The organism is Candidatus Saccharimonadaceae bacterium ML1 (assembly GCA_030253535.1).
GTDB classification, from domain to species: Bacteria; Patescibacteriota; Saccharimonadia; order Saccharimonadales; family Saccharimonadaceae; genus Saccharimonas; species Saccharimonas epibionticum.
On record CP124550.1, the window covers coordinates 24,859 to 40,124 of the forward strand.

Below are 15,266 nucleotides of genomic sequence, written 5' to 3' on the forward strand. Positions count from 1 at the left end.
ATTATATAACTACATTATAGCTAACGGTTGCGGTATAATCAACTATATAGCAACGGTAAACGTAAAAATTACAATGAAGACGTCGTTACTTGATATATTCGCTCCCCACTACTGTTGTTCTTGCGGTATGATCGGTGCAATTTTATGTGATAATTGTAAAAATAACATCATAGATAATCGATATAGCGGCTGCATCGCGTGCGGAAAACCAGTGGCGCGGCATGGACTGTGCCGTCGTTGCCGTACTCCATTTGCGCGGGCGTGGTGTATTGGCGAGCGCGCCAATGTGCTTAAGGTACTCATCAATCAATATAAATTTGAACGCGCCCGTGCAGCGAAACACGCGATAGTTGATCTGTTTGACGCTGTATTGCCGCCGCTGCCGGACGACGTAACGGTCGTGCCTGTGCCGACGATATCATCGCATATTCGCCAGCGCGGGTATGATCATATGGCGCTCGTGGCGCGCGGGTTCGCGCGCCGCCGTCAGCTCTCCTACCGTGCGGTTATTCAGCGCGCTTCAAACACTGTTCAGCATGGTGTAACGCGCGCAGTGCGCTTGCACCAGGCAAGGCAAGCGTTTGAATGCGGTGATGTGCCACCTGGTATATATCTGCTGGTTGACGATGTTTACACGACGGGTGCAACTGTGCGCTACGCAGCTGATGTGTTGCTGCGCGCCGGTGCAACAGAGGTATGGATTGCGGTCGTTTCGCGCCAGCCGTTTTCTCGCACGGCAAATGTTTGATATAATGAATTGGCACGGAGAGGTGACCGAGTGGTTGAAGGTACCGGTCTTGAAAACCGGCGTGGGCTAATAACTCACCGTGGGTTCGAATCCCACCCTCTCCGCCAAGCAAGAGTAACCAATGTTAATCAGTGTTACTCGTTTTTTATATCATGAATCACCATAAAAAAATGACAAAATTCCCCTGGTGGCTGCGCCTTTATATCCTACCGGCGTGGTTTATGTATGGAACGGCGTTCGCACTATTCTTCGTGTGCGGGCTCGGAATCATTGACCCGGATTTTGGCTGGCATTTGGCGTCAGGACGGTATTATTGGGCGCACGGTATCCCTACGCATGATATTTTTACGTTTTCGGCGCAGCATTTTCTGTGGATTAATCATGAATGGCTCAGCGATATGGTGCTTGCGGCGATGTATCATCTTGGCGGTCATGTGCTCGTAGCACTGCTCTATGCTGCGATATGGACGCTAGCGTTTTGGCTAGTGGCGCGGCGGTGCCGGTTGTCGATAATTGTGCTCGTTGGGGCTATTGCGTGTTTGCCGTTTGCGGGCGTACGCGCGATTACATGGACAGTGCTGTGTGCCGCGGTATTATATGAATTATTCCGAGCATCGCGACGTACGCACTGGCTTATTCCCTTTTTGATGCTCGTGTGGGCGAATCTGCACGGCGGGTTCATTATCGGGCTTGCGTACATTGCATATCGGCTCATTGCGCGTCCATCGTGGCGGTTGGCAGTGATTACAGCTGTGAGTGTATTTGCGACGACGGTAACGCCCTACGGAGCGGCGATTTACGTTGAAATCATACGCACGCTTGGTGATCGTTCTCTGTATGGGAGAATTAGTGAATGGCAGTCGCTGGCGTTTAGCATTGAAGTCGCGCTGCTAGCAGCGGTATGGGCGACGTGCCGTTATTTTTATACGCGTTCGGTATGGCGAACGGCGTTTGCTTTCCCGATGTTTTTGATCATCGGAACAGTGATGAGCGTGCGTAATGTGCCTATTCTTGTTATTTTTGCGGTTGCAGATATCGCGCACATGATGGTGGCAGTACCATTGCCGTGGGTGCGTATTCGTGAGCGGTTGCAAGCGATTCGTCCGTTGATGATAGCGCTCGCGCTTATCGTCGTTAGCTTTGGAGGTTATTTGCTTTGGCGTGATTTCATGCTCGTGCGTGTGGCGGCGGAATCGCGGTATCCGCGTGAAATTGCGCAGTCGTTGCAAACTGGCGTATGTAGTCATGGTAATTTATACAATGATTATAATATCGGCGGTTATCTGATATGGCGCGCGCCGCGGCAAAAAGTGTATATTGACGGGCGAATGCCGAGCTGGCAATACGGCGGTGTGAAAATAATGGATAATTACTATCGTGTCGTGCGCGACGCGTCGTTTCGCCAACGCGAATTTGCACGGTTTCATATTGTCTGCGCCGCGATTCCGGCGGATACAGCGTTTGCGAAAGAATTGCGCCAAAGCGGCTGGAAGCCGGTTATTGCCAACTCAGCCGAGTTTACGCTACTGAAGGCTAGCGAGTAGATGCGCCGTACGGACCGGTAGCGCCGCCTCCGGTGCCGCCAGTTAGGTTTGTTGCGCTTGGTATGAAGCTACCGATGACGAAATTAACCGCCGCGTACGCCAAAATTGCTACGACAATGCCGACAAGCGCGTATAAAATCGTGTTCTTGGCATCTTGCACTTTTGATGCGTCGCCGCCCGAAACGACATAGCGTAGACCGCCAATGATCAGCATGATAACAGCGACAGCACCGATTATAAACAATAAAATACTGCTAATTTGCGCGAATACGCCAGTATCGCCAAACAAATTTGCCGGCTGGTCTGAGCCGCGCGCAGAGAGCGCGCCATTGGCGATACCGCCAATGGCTGTTGTATGTGCAGCGTTTATAATACTCACTACCCCAGTAGCAATTAGACCAAAAACAGTACGGATATACTTCATGATATGTGATCTCCTCGACGGTTTATAGACATACCTATACATAGTATACTATAAACTTAATACAATATCGTGCAGTGCGATCAAGCTTGACCGGCTATCTTTTGTAGATTTCTTACTCTAGCGACATGCATTTTGTTGACTGTTACATACTCTATCTACGCCATTAAAACATATTTATTATGCTGATAAACTCAAGAACCTCGATAGTAATATAAAAACTCCCTAGTTCGCTCTTTCACTAGGGAGTTTTGCAGCTTGCGTAAATTATTTGCGCAAGCCTAAGGTTTCAAGCGTCGCCTTGTATGCGTCAAAGTTCGTATGTTCAAGGTACTTCAGCAGGCGCTTGCGCTTACCTACCATCTGAATCAATCCACGGCGCGCCATATGGTCGTGCTTGTTGGATTTTAGGTGTTCAGTCACCTCTTTGATACGAGCCGTCAAAATCGAGATCTGCGCCTGCGGGCTGCCGACATCGTTTTTGTTGACCTGAGTCAAAGCAATCGCTTTCGCTTTGTTATCCTTTGATATCATAGGTTTTGATTATATCAGGCTTCCAGCGCTGCGTCAATGTAGCACTGGATCGTTGATATAGACGGTTGTGATTATTCTTTTGCCTTATCTAATTTATCCAAATGCAACAAGTGGACGATAAGGTAAACGACCAGTGCTGTCGCGAGCAGCGTGATAAGCGAGCTAACAAACGCCCCGTAGAGAAATACACCTTGCCGATTACCAAACTTCACAGTGAACGAGGCGGCTTGCAATCCTGCCTGCGAACCGACGATTAGCTGCACGAGCGGATCAATAAACGCTTGTACGAGTTTTTTCACCGTGTCGCCAGCAGCTGCGCCGATCGCCAAACCGACCGCTAGCCCGACTACACCCTGCTCGCGGATAAACGTTGCAAACCCTGCTAGATGACTCTTTTTTATGACATCAGCCGCTTTTAGTTCTGTCTCTTCAACTATTTTCTTTGCTGTCGGTTTTTTTGCTGATTTTTTGGCTGCTGCCATAGCCGATCTCCTTTTGCCATAATTTAACTAAACGCACCACACATATATCAATACTACATCTCGTCTGGCGCGCTGATACCAAGAATTGCCAATCCGGCTTTCAAAATATCAGCATAGAGAGCAACGATAGCGATGCGATGCGCTTCTTTGTCGCTGCCAATCACCTGATGATGTTCGTAGTAGCGGTTAAATTCCTGCGCTAACTCAAAGAGATAGGTGCAAATATGATGCGGTTCCAGCCCCTGCGCCGCCTGCTCAACAATCTCGCGATATTCGCTAAGCTTGCGGATAAGCGCACGGTCTTCATCGTATATCGCCTGCGGAAATACTGGCGTTTGCGCGCTCTTTTCAAGAACGCGCCGCGCCCGAGCGTGAGCGTACTGCAGATAGCTTCCGGTATTACCCGTCAAGCTCACCGCGTCGTTGATGTCAAAAATCACATCGCCGCCAATTTTTACTTTCAGGAATTGGTAGCGCAGCGCGCCCGCCACGATTTCCTCGGAAGCGTTGCCGCCGTGCGCCGCGATCGCCTTGGCAAATTCGTTGAACAACCACTCAATTGTCACCACTTCGCCAGTGCGCGAGCTCATTTTGCCGGTGCTCAATTTCACCAAACCAGTGGCGTAGTTGAATAATTTGCCCTTGAGTTCAGGGATGGCTAATTCACTGGCAGCAATCACCCCGCGAAAATACGCCGCTTGCTCCTCGCCATTAACCGTCACCGACAGGTCGAGGTTCGGGAAATCCTGGTGTTTCAGTTGAATCAAGCCCATGTCGTGCGCGCCGTACAAACCATTGCCGTGCGAACCGATGAAAATGTTGTCGAACGAGCCGTATTTGCTGCCCTCGAAAATGTAGGCGCCGTCGGATTTTTTGAATACTCCGGGCGTTTTTTCGATTATCAGCGCCTTGCCCAGCTCTTCGGTTTCGCTCTCGGCGTAGCGCCGCTCAATCGGCACATTGCCCAGCCGCGCCACGTTGGCATCGATTTCGTCATAGCTCCACTGCTTGCAGGTTTCGTAAACTTGCTTATAAATCGGATCATCCAAAATGAACGATTGCTTGGCTAATTCATCAATTTCCGCCCGCGCTGCTGGCGATTCTTTGGCAGCCTTCGAACCCTCGACGTACATGCGGCTCATAAATTCGTTGCGCTTTTCCGGCGGAATTTCGTCTAGTTTCGCTGGGTCACGATTGATCGCCCGCAAAATCGCCCACATACTTTTGCCAACGTGGGTGCCGACATCGCCGTGATAACTGACTCGGTGCACCGCCGCGCCGCTGACCGCCAGCAGGTTCGCCATGGTGTCCGCCAGCGTCGAATTGAGGGCGTGCCCGATGTGCATGGCCTTGAACGGATTCGGGCAATTGGTCTCAATCACCGCCACCTGTCCCTGGCGCCGTGTAGCTGGCCGCGCCCGCAGCGACTCCAGTAGCGCTCTGTCGCTGAGTCTAATATTGATAAATCCCGGCCCTGCCACCGCGACATCAGCAATATTCTCATTTTCGCGCAGCTTTCCGGCGATTGTTTCGGCGATATCACGCGGATTTTTACCAAGCGGCTTAGCAAGCTGCAGTGCAACATTTGTTGCCAAATCGCCAAATTTCGGGTCGGGACGGCTGCATTCAACAGGAATATCTTGATTAAACTGTTTTTTGATTATTTTCGCAATACATGGCAGTATATCATTCATGTGTTCTATTATAACAGATACAAAAAGCGCTCGGGAACGAATCACGAACGCTCTCTTTGGCGGCGGTAACTACCCGAGTACTTCGCCGTCTTCGTAGTCTGCCGGACGATACACCGACACTGGCATGACGCCACGCGAGTTGCGATCACGCAAAATAGCACGCAACATAAGGGTGTCTTCCCGAGACATCATATCGTCGACAGACCTGACTTCTGGTGTTTGTTTTTCTTCTGCCATGGTTTTATATTAGCATAAGCATTATTTTTTGTCAATAGCAGCACGAATAAGCCCTGTAAATAGCGGGTGCGGGCGCATTGGGCGCGAACGAAATTCCGGATGCGCTTGCGTAGCGACAAAGAAATCGCATGCCGGCGCTTCGACAAACTCTACGAGCGAGCCATCAGGAGACATACCACTGACAACGACGCCGCCCGCTTTAATTTGCGGCAAATAGTACTGATTCACTTCGTAGCGATGACGATGGCGTTCAGTCGCATGATCATTCTGATACAGTTCTGCAACTTTTGACCGCGCCGTAAATACTGCTGGATAATTGCCAAGCCGCAACGTACCGCCTGTCGACTCCTTACCTTCTTGCCCGGGCATGATATAGACGACGTCGTGTGTCGTTGCGGGATCAAATTCCGTGCTATGCGCATCCGCTAGCCCTGCGCGCCGCGCTGCCGCGATCACTGCTGTCTGCAGCCCTAAGCAAATCCCTAAATATGGCGTATTGTTTTCAAGCGCATAGGTTGCTGCTGCAATCTTGCCATCAACGCCGCGCACACCAAAGCCCCCCGGCACGAGCAATGCATCAACATTTGCGAAATCGCGTTTCGTCGCCGTCTCGGCATTAATCCATTTAATTGTCAGCCCGACATTTTCCGCCCAAGCAGCAGCGCGCAATGCTTCCGTCACTGATAAATACGTATCTTCGTTATCCATATATTTTGCAACGAGCCCGACAATCACGCTTTCGCGGTGTGTTTTGTTTTGCCGCAACGCTAAATCTGCCCACGCGTCCAACTGCGGCGGCGCTACATTACAGGTAAATGTATTAAGAATTGTCATGAGCGAACTTTCGGCAATACGCGCTGGAATTTTGAATACACTGTCCACGTTTGGCAACATCAGCACGCCCGCTTCGTCGACACCGCCAAATAATGCGATTTTACGCGCGATTGAAGCTGGCGCTGGCTTGTCGCTGCGCACAATTACAATTTCCGGCACGATACCGAAGCCGCGCAAATCATTCAGGGCATTTTGCGCCGGTTTACTCTTAAACTCCTTGCTTGTACCGATAAACGGTACATACACAACGTGCGCATATAAGCAGCGTTTTTTGCCGACTTTGTGGGCAAATTCGCGGATTGCTTCAATGAAACTCAGACCCTCGTAGTCGCCTACGGTGCCGCCAATCTCAACGATATGAACGTCGCTGCCTTTAGCGGCTGTTATAATCGCCTGTTGGATCGCACCGGTTAAGTGCGGAATCAATTGCACGGTTTTGCCGCCGAACTTGCCGGCGCGCTCGTCGGCGATCAGATTTGATAATAAGCGCCCCGCCAATGTTGCATTCTGCTGCGTTAATTCAATATCAAGAAATCGTTCGTAGTGCCCCAAATCAAGATCGGTTTCAGCGCCATCTTTGGTAACAAAACACTCGCCGTGCTCCGCCGGATTCAAAAGACCCGCATCGACATTGAGATACGGGTCGCACTTTTGAATCGAAACCGACAAGCCCTTGGCTTTGAGTACTGCACCGATGCTCGCCGCGGTAATTCCCTTTCCTACCCCCGAAAGAACGCCGCCGGTAACGAAAATAAATTTTATCTGTTTATCCATGTGATCTGTTATCTCCATGGAATTTCATTATAGCACGATTCTTGCCCGCGGCGCTACATATAGCGTCGTAAAAATTATCATAGACACTAAATAACAAAAATTACCCTTGTCAATTATCGCAAAAGGCAATTTTTGATTACGCCAAAATCAAACGCTGCTTATTGGCAGCCAATGCACATCGTCAGATCAGCCGGATCAACGGGCGCGGTAATTTCCCCTGCGGTTTTTGCTTTTGCGTCAGCCTCTGTCTGCGCTTGCTGTACCATTTGTTCAATTGCTTTCAGCTTATCTTCAAGCGATGCGTTATCGTCTGATAACACACGTTTTACCGACGCTGTATCGTCGTCTGCCATACTATCCCCCTTTTATACTATCTGCTTACGTTTATCATACAGTACTAGGTGCGGTTGATTCAATCAAAATGCGACCATCGCACGTTGTAGAATATGCTACTTTGCGCGCGACAGCGTAGACGGATGCGCCTGGTAATTTTGGCGAATCGCCAAGTTTTTTGCGGAAGGCGTGCGTCAGCGCCAGCGCTTCATCGCCCGACGCGACGCGCGCAATACCGTCAATACGCAAGGCGATCGTCGGGCTCTTCCACATCGTAAATGATACGTGCGGATCGCGACTGATATTCTGCGAGTGGACCGCCGTTTCAGGCGATAGCCAAACCAGCTGCGTATCAGTGAGTACAAAGTGGAGCGGTGTTGCGCGCGGCGAGCCGTCGGCGTTTGTCGTCGCTAAACAGCCAACCCGCACCGAGTCAAAATTATTCATAATGTGCCCCTATTTCACCGAATTAACTTCGTAGCTTGTGTTTGTACTTTCAAAGAAATTCACTAATTCTAACGTGTCATTTGCCGCCGCCATCCATTTAGCGGGATTTGATACATGGTATTCTTTTTCAAACCCAAGTTCTTCCAACCGCCGGTCGGTCATGAATTTGACGTATTGATTAACGTAATCCGCGTTTAAGCCTAAAATTCCCTGCGGCAGCATATCCTTATTATATGCTTCCTCAAGTTCAACGGCTTTTAGAATCAACCCGCGAATTTCCTCGGCAAACTCTGGGTCTTGCAGATCTTCATTCTCTTCCAGAATAGTGAGCAGCAAATTAATGCCAAACGTTAAATGTAGGTTTTCGTCGCGCGTAATCCAATCCAATAAGCTGCCGACATTACGCAATAGATTACGCCGCCGAAAGCTCATGCCGACCATGAAGCCTGAGTAAAACCAAATACCTTCCAGTACAATATTGTATGCTACAAGATTACGAACAAAGTCTTTCTTGCCTTCGGTCGTAGTGACATCAAGCTTATCGTTAAGCATGCGCCCGACATACTTCAGCTGAAAGTCAGATTTATCTTTCAGGCTTTGCTTGCCGCGCCCGGCTGCGTAAATCTCTTCGCGATTAAATGGAAACGTCTCAATGATATATTCAAATGTCATGAAGTGATTTGCCTCTTCCCACATCTGCTTCGAAAGATAACAATGCGCTTCAGCGGCATTGACATATGGGTAGATTCCAAAAGCGAGGCTTTTATTAATAAGCAGCTCGTTTGGATTGAGATAGCTAATAACAGTTTTGAGCGCATGCTTTTCCTCGTCTGTCATTTTCTCAAAGTCAGTTAAATCCTGTACAAGCTGTACCTCATTTGGGAACCACGTATTCGCTACTGCTTGATTGTATAGATCATACGCCCACTGGTAGCGCACCGGTTTCAGTTGTAATCCGTCGCGCAAGCCTGAGCCTAAAATTCCCTTTGGTTGTGTTGATACTGTCATAGTTTCTCCTCTTATTTTTTCCGTGCAAAGCCGAATCCAACTTTGCGCTGATTTTCTTTCTGAATTTTCTCTGCCTTGTTTGCAGCAACAGTAGTCTGTTCTGATTGATGACGCGGTTTTACATGCAAGTAGTATGTCGTCTTAAGGCCACGGCGCCAGGCTTCACGGTAGATCTTTTCATACTCATCAATATCGCGCGTTTCCAAATACATGTTGCGGCTAATTGCTTGGTCAACCCATTTTTGCGCCCGTGCCGCTACCTCAATAAACGCGTACGGCGACAGTTGAAAGCTCGTTTTGTAAACATCACGCACTGCTTGCGGAATTTGTTCCATACCCTGAATGTCGCCTTGATTGATGAGTAATTCGTCTTTTAGCTCATCCCATAGCTTTAGCTCTTTTAGTTTTGCTACTAAGTTGTGATTAACCTCAAGGAATTTACCGTTCAACGTGCTGCGGCTAAAAATTTGGCTAAACTGCGGATCAAGTCCCGGCGTTGTGCCGGCCACATGCGATATGTTTGCGGTCGGCGCAATTGCCATAAGCGTCGCATTGCGCATACCTTTCTTTACTTTAGCGCGCAATGTTTCCCAATCTAAACGCTGCTTAGTTGAGATATTCACCGTTTGTTGGCGGCTCTTGCTAAGCGCTGCAATCGTATCAATCGGTAATAACCCTCTACTCCAGCCGCTGCCTTTGAAATTCGGATAACTGCCGCGCTCCTTTGCTAGGTTTGCCGATTCGTCGATTGCGTAGTAACTGATAAACTCGCTCAGCTGATCAATCAGCTCGTACGCCGTATCCGATTCATATCTGATCTCAAGCTTCTCAAGAATATCCGCAAATCCCATATAGCCAAGTCCAACCGCACGATTTTGCGTGTTTGAGTGCATCGCTTCTTCAACCGGCGTGCTGGTAATATCAACAAGGTTATCCAGTTGGCGCACCGCCGAGCGGGTCGCCTGCTCAAGCCGATCCCAAGCCCAAGTTTTATCGCGCTGCAAAAACGCCGATAGGTTCAAGCTAATGAGGTTGCATACCGCAATATTTTTACTGTCTTGCGGCAGCGTAATTTCAGTGCAGAGGTTGCTCAAATGAATTGTACCAGAATTATTATTGAGCGCCCGCACGTTGATCGCGTCTTTCCAAGTGAGCCACGGGTGGCTTGTTGCCTGCAAGCTCATCAGAATCTGGCGGTATTGCTGCCGCGCCGATAGTTTCTTGAATGTGCGTAATTTACCGGCCTCCGCTAACTTAATGTACTCGCGATAGCGTTTACTAAACGCTGCGCCGTATAGTTCAGTTAAATCACTCGTCTCCGCTGGGTCAAACAAATACCAATCCTGATCACTTTCGGCGCGCTTCATGAACTCGTCTGATAAAAATACCGCTGTGTTTGCGAAACGCGTACGCAGATACGGGTCTCCTGAGTTTTGGCGCAGGTCTATAAATTGCGGAAAATTAAGATGCCAGTTCTCCATATAGAGTGCCGCCGCCCCAGCCTTCTTGCCCTTGCGGCTAACGGCAAATAGCGCCGTGTCGATCATTTTCATGAACGGAATCGGACCGGTCGATTCGGTGTTTGTAGTCTTCACCGGACTGCCGGCAGCACGCAACTTACTCATGCTAATGCCGATACCGCCTGTACCTTTAGCAATCCACATGGTATCGTGAATGCTTTTTGCGATCGATTCCATATCGTCCTCAACGTCAATGACGAAACAATTACTTAACTGCGGGAATGTACCGCCAGCGTTGACACGCGTACTGCCGCCCGGGCTGTATTCCAGGTTGCTCATGTGGCGGTAGAAACGAATCGCTGTCTCGGTCGGGTTTGGCTCGTTGAAGCTTAGCCCCATCGCGATGCGCATGTTCGTGAACTGCGGTACCTCAAGCGGCGAGCCGTCGTTTTTACGCAGTGCGTAGCGGTTTTTGTTCGTGATGACGCCGAGATACTTGCTCAAGCGGTCGCGTGTTGGATCAAGCGCTGCTGCCAATACGCTTAAATCAAACACGTTTGCATCCGCCATACGTATATCAAGCAACCCGTCTTTTACCGCTTGCTTGATATATTTTGGAAACTCGCGCGCATGCAGCGCTTTCAGCTCATCGTCCGTTTCGTAGTCGCCGAGCAGTGTTTTGTACATTGTTTTTAGTAGCAGCCGCGCCGCAATTGTATCAAAGTCTGGATCGTCTTTAACGTTTTGCAGCGCCGTCTGGATTACCGCTTCATTTAATTGCTCTGTCGTCATGCCGTCAAAAAGCGTCAGCCGCAATTCGCTCGCAACTTGCACAACTTTCGAGATTTGGTCCGGCAAACCCTCGCTCGCCTTCATGAGTGCGAGATTGATCTTGTTCGCGTCAAACGGTTCTTTGCTGCCGTCGCGCTTAATGATTGTAATATCGCTCATATTCCCCCGTTTATTATTGATGCCTATTAGAGCGCAAAAAACTAACCCCGCCTTTGTTCTGGCAAAATAAGCTGTCGTACTAATCATTTGCGCACATGTTTATTTGCTCGACTGCTATATATGTAGCGTCTGCCTATAAACTATAGACACTATATATGGATATTGCAAGCATTTTGCTTATGTATTTTTTACCACGCAAACTAACGTACTGCCCTGCGGCATGCTTCATATAGCCTGTCGTTTGGAATGAAATTATCGGTGTAAAGCGTGCCGCCAAGCGGCTGCAGCGGAGACATTGCTGCAGGCATCGTCCGCGGTTTTTTGCTGTACGCGATAACATAATTGCCGCGCGATAAATCACGGTGCTGCGCTGCGTACCACGCATGCGGCCAGGTGCGACGGTACACGGCATCAAACGCCGCAAACAGCTCGCGGCACGGCGTATTATTCAGCCCGGCAATAAGGTTTGCCACCACGAGCCCATCTTCGTGCGCGATTCGCGCCAATTCGCCGCCATACTCTGCCGTCAATAGCGAGTACGGAATTTCACTACCGTTATATACGTCGATTAATACGACATCGTAACGCTGATTCGTCCGTTGGATGTACGTGCGCGCGTCATTAAAAATTAGCTTCACGTTTGGCAGCGACTGATAGCCGAAATACTGCTGCGATATATTTTCTAGCCCCGGGTCAATTTCTACCACGTCAATTTGCGTGTTCGGCAATTGCCGCGCTATGTACTCTGCCATTGTAAATGCGCCGCCGCCAAGCAGCAGCACCGTGCGCGGTTTAGCGGCGATCGTCGTTTCAACCATACGCCGCGTATACCAAAACGGTAAGTCCTTTGCGCCGTCAAGATATATGCCAGACTGCACGCCGGTTGGCCCAGTCACGAGACCGCGGATTTGCCTGCCATTATTTGTGTAGTTAACGATGGAATAATGCGCGCTTGGAGTCTCTACCGACACGTCGCCGCGCTTCGGCGCGCACAATCCGCTCAATGTTGCGATAATTACCACTCCGACCATCAGCGCCCGCAGCCGCCACTGCCACCGCGGCATAAACAACCAGCTCGTCGCTAACAAGATGCCTGCTACCAGTGCCAACGTCTCGTTTAGTCCGATCGCGCCGAGCAGCACAAATCCAGTAACAAACGTTCCGGCGATACCGCCTACCGCATCAAGCGCACTCAAATTTGCCACCGACCGTCCCGCCGTGTCAAGCGATGATACATTCAATTTTGCTAAGTAGGGTGATGCTGCGCCAAGCACGAAACTTGCCGGTGCAAACAACACCAGCGCCGCAATAACCGCTTGTATACGTGGCTCGTCTAGAGCCGTCGTCAGCCAGCGCAGCACATTGTTTGCGTTCAACATCGTCGCCACCACCAGCGCCGCAGCAATTATTAGCAGCAGTCCAACGTCTTGCGGCGCATGCCGATAGTCCGCGACACGCCCGCCCAGCCAGCAACCTGCACTCAGTGCAATGATAATCACGCCGATCACGCCCGTCCATACGTATGTCGAACTACCAACCGACGGCGCAAGCAGCCGCGCTGCCACCAACTCATACGCCATTAGCGCAAAGCCGCCGACGCACGCTGCCGCGCCTAACCTCCACGATGATTTCATATCTTCTATCATATCGCATTTCGTTCGCCTATTGCTACAGATAGTTGTCGCATATTACAATATGCACATGAACGAAGCAATTGTAGCAGTCGACCATTTCAAGATGAAATTCGGCGACGTTGAAGTAATAAAAGATCTAAGTTTTACGGTGAATCGTGGCGAAACATTCGGGTTTCTCGGCAGCAACGGATCGGGCAAAACGACGACAATCCGCGCATTACTTGGCATCTATGCGCCGACAGGAGGCACACTGTTAGTAAACGGCAAGCCATACAGCGTGTCGGGCGGTGTAAAGCTCGGTTATCTGCCAGAAGAGCGTGGGCTGTATAAAAAAGAAACCGTCATTGACATAATGGTGTACTTTGGCCGGCTGAAAGGATTCAGTAAAAACGAAGCGCGAGCGCGCTCAATGGCATTCTTGCAACGCGTAAATCTGGCAGACAAAGCGACAACCCGTCTTGACAAATTATCAGGCGGACAACAACAAAAAGTACAGCTCGGTATTACCATTATGAATGACCCTGAACTGCTCATCTTGGATGAACCAACAAAAGGTTTTGACCCGGTAAACCGCCGGTTACTCATGGAAATCATTGAGGAGCACCAGGCTAAAGGTGCGACTGTCATCATGATCACGCACCAAATGGAAGAAGTTGAACGCTTATGCGACCGCGTTATTCTGCTGAAAGACGGCGTAGCGCGCGCTTACGGAACGGTTGCGGCAATACGCAAACAGTTTGGCGGCAAATCGCTTGACGATATTTTCCTAAGCGTATACGGCAACGAAAATGATCAAGAACAGGAGGCGCGCCATGCATAATTTATCGACCGTTATAACCTTTGAAGTCATTCGCGTACTCAAAAAGAAATCGTTTTGGGCGATGGTGTTCGGCTTCCCGATTATGATCGGTGCGGTATTCGGTATCGTGTTTTTGTCGAATAACGCCACACGAGATGCCGCCGACAAGCTGAAAGAGCAAACGTTCAGTATCGCCATCACCGATGATTCTCATTTACTAAGCCCGCAGATAGTAAGCACATTTCATGCCAAAATGGTGACTAAAGAGGCTGGTGTCGCCGCAGTCAAAAATGGTACAGTTGACGCCTATTTTTACTACCCCGCTGATGTGAGTGCTCGCCATATAGAAGTCTACGGTAAGAATGTCGGCTTATTTGAGAACGGACGATACAGCTCGGTAGCGCTAGCGCTACTTAGCCAGTCAGTGCAAAACACCGTATCGCCACAGATTCGCACTGTTTTACAAAATGCAGCAGCTAGCGACACAACTATTTACCGCGACGGTCGTGCTTACGACCCATTCAAGGAAATGATCCTGCCAGGTATATTCCTTGTGCTGTTTTATGTGCTGATGTCATTCTTCGCCGGACAAGCGCTCACGAGCACGACCGAAGAAAAAGAGAATCGCGTGATTGAGATGATCCTCACAACGATTGAAGCGCGCACACTAATTATCGGCAAAATCATTTCGCTCATTATCCTCATGCTAATTCAGGGTGTTCTCGTAGCGGCGCCCGTGCTAATCGGCTACCTGCTGTTCCGCAATCAGCTCAATCTGCCGAATATTGATTTGTCGGGTTTGCCCGTCGATTGGGCGCGAATTGGAGTCGCTGCGGTAATTTTTGCTCTCAGTTTTGCATTTTTCACCGGCGTGCTCGTACTAATTGGCGCTACTATGCCGACCGCACGCGAGGCAAATCAATTTATGGGATTCGTAATGATCGCACTATATGGACCACTCTATGCTGTGTCGCTGTTTATCTCAATGCCAGATGCACCGATCGTACGGTTTTTGAGCCTCTTTCCGCTAACCTCGCCGATCCCCCTGCTCATGCGTAACGCCGCCGGCAACCTACAGCCATGGGAAATTGCTGCAGGCGCACTCATTTTACTTGCCTCATCAATATTTGTACTAATACTCGCCGTACGCGTATTCCGCTTCGGTGCACTTGAGTACAGCCGTAAGGTGTCGCTTAAAGAAATGTTCGCGCGGCGGTAAGCGGGTTAACTTAGGCTGTAAAAAATAATACGCGAGCAAGCCTCGCGTAATTTTCATGGCGGAGAGGGAGGGATTCGAACCCTCGATGAGTTGCCCCATACCGCTTTTCGAGAGCGACCAGTTCAACCACTCCTGCACCTCTCCATG

At 49.8% G+C, this 15,266-nt stretch carries 15 protein-coding genes and 2 tRNA genes; 5 read left to right on the plus strand and 12 right to left on the minus strand.

Annotated features, from left to right (window positions below; translation table 11 throughout):
- The first annotated feature begins 73 nt into the window (after nucleotides 1-73).
- From SEML1_RS00105 to SEML1_RS00115, 3 genes are all read left to right on the plus strand, one after another.
- Complete coding sequence (locus tag SEML1_RS00105) at nucleotides 74-748, plus strand: ComF family protein (RefSeq protein WP_376754042.1); 675 nt, start codon at nucleotides 74-76, stop codon at nucleotides 746-748.
- A gap of 16 nt (nucleotides 749-764) precedes the next feature.
- Nucleotides 765-855 (plus strand) — tRNA-Ser (locus SEML1_RS00110).
- Nucleotides 856-918: 63 nt separating this feature from the next.
- The gene (locus SEML1_RS00115) at nucleotides 919-2,292 is read left to right on the plus strand and encodes a hypothetical protein (protein WP_376754043.1); all 1,374 of its coding nucleotides are present in this window, start codon (nucleotides 919-921) and stop codon (nucleotides 2,290-2,292) included.
- Here SEML1_RS00115 and SEML1_RS00120 read toward each other — a convergent pair.
- The 11 genes from SEML1_RS00120 to SEML1_RS00170 form a co-directional block, all read right to left on the minus strand.
- Complete coding sequence (locus SEML1_RS00120; RefSeq protein WP_376754044.1) at nucleotides 2,282-2,716, minus strand: hypothetical protein; 435 nt, start codon at nucleotides 2,714-2,716, stop codon at nucleotides 2,282-2,284. The two genes, SEML1_RS00115 and SEML1_RS00120, sit on opposite strands and share 11 nt — an antisense overlap.
- Nucleotides 2,717-2,980: 264 nt before the next feature.
- A complete protein-coding gene (rpsO, locus tag SEML1_RS00125) occupies nucleotides 2,981-3,247 on the minus strand; it encodes a 30S ribosomal protein S15 (protein WP_146424696.1) in 267 nt (88 codons plus the stop codon).
- Between the two features lie 71 nt (nucleotides 3,248-3,318).
- The gene (locus SEML1_RS00130; protein ID WP_376754045.1) at nucleotides 3,319-3,729 is read right to left on the minus strand and encodes an MscL family protein; all 411 of its coding nucleotides are present in this window, start codon (nucleotides 3,727-3,729) and stop codon (nucleotides 3,319-3,321) included.
- Nucleotides 3,730-3,782: 53 nt separating this feature from the next.
- Entirely contained in the window at nucleotides 3,783-5,423 is a 1,641-nt protein-coding gene (gene argS, locus SEML1_RS00135; RefSeq protein ID WP_376754046.1) for an arginine--tRNA ligase, read from the minus strand.
- 69 nt (nucleotides 5,424-5,492) lie between these two features.
- Nucleotides 5,493-5,660 carry a hypothetical protein gene (locus tag SEML1_RS00140; RefSeq protein WP_376754047.1) on the minus strand — a complete coding sequence of 56 codons (168 nt, stop codon included), beginning with the start codon at nucleotides 5,658-5,660 and terminating at the stop codon, nucleotides 5,493-5,495.
- 21 nt (nucleotides 5,661-5,681) lie between these two features.
- On the minus strand, nucleotides 5,682-7,268 hold the full coding sequence (locus SEML1_RS00145; protein ID WP_376754048.1) for a CTP synthase: 1,587 nt from the start codon (nucleotides 7,266-7,268) through the stop codon (nucleotides 5,682-5,684).
- Between the two features lie 158 nt (nucleotides 7,269-7,426).
- Nucleotides 7,427-7,621 carry a hypothetical protein gene (locus SEML1_RS00150; protein ID WP_376754049.1) on the minus strand — a complete coding sequence of 65 codons (195 nt, stop codon included), beginning with the start codon at nucleotides 7,619-7,621 and terminating at the stop codon, nucleotides 7,427-7,429.
- A 34-nt stretch (nucleotides 7,622-7,655) separates the two neighbouring features.
- Nucleotides 7,656-8,048 (minus strand): pyridoxamine 5'-phosphate oxidase family protein, encoded by a 393-nt coding sequence (locus tag SEML1_RS00155; RefSeq protein ID WP_376754050.1) that lies wholly within the window; start codon nucleotides 8,046-8,048, stop codon nucleotides 7,656-7,658.
- 9 nt (nucleotides 8,049-8,057) lie between these two features.
- Entirely contained in the window at nucleotides 8,058-9,056 is a 999-nt protein-coding gene (locus SEML1_RS00160) for a ribonucleotide-diphosphate reductase subunit beta (RefSeq protein ID WP_376754051.1), read from the minus strand.
- Between the two features lie 11 nt (nucleotides 9,057-9,067).
- Nucleotides 9,068-11,467, minus strand: coding sequence for a ribonucleoside-diphosphate reductase subunit alpha (locus tag SEML1_RS00165; protein WP_376754052.1), 2,400 nt, complete (start codon nucleotides 11,465-11,467; stop codon nucleotides 9,068-9,070).
- 200 nt (nucleotides 11,468-11,667) lie between these two features.
- Entirely contained in the window at nucleotides 11,668-13,101 is a 1,434-nt protein-coding gene (locus tag SEML1_RS00170) for a spermidine synthase (protein WP_376754053.1), read from the minus strand.
- 67 nt (nucleotides 13,102-13,168) lie between these two features.
- Between SEML1_RS00170 and SEML1_RS00175 the strand changes: the two genes are divergently transcribed.
- The gene (locus tag SEML1_RS00175) at nucleotides 13,169-13,921 is read left to right on the plus strand and encodes an ABC transporter ATP-binding protein (protein WP_376754054.1); all 753 of its coding nucleotides are present in this window, start codon (nucleotides 13,169-13,171) and stop codon (nucleotides 13,919-13,921) included.
- Nucleotides 13,914-15,119 (plus strand): ABC transporter permease, encoded by a 1,206-nt coding sequence (locus tag SEML1_RS00180; RefSeq protein ID WP_376754055.1) that lies wholly within the window; start codon nucleotides 13,914-13,916, stop codon nucleotides 15,117-15,119. The genes SEML1_RS00175 and SEML1_RS00180 overlap by 8 nt, the downstream gene beginning before the upstream one ends.
- Before the next feature lie 56 nt (nucleotides 15,120-15,175).
- Here the strand turns inward: SEML1_RS00180 and SEML1_RS00185 are convergent.
- A tRNA-Ser gene (locus SEML1_RS00185) sits at nucleotides 15,176-15,263 on the minus strand.
- Between the last annotated feature and the right edge of the window lie 3 nt (nucleotides 15,264-15,266).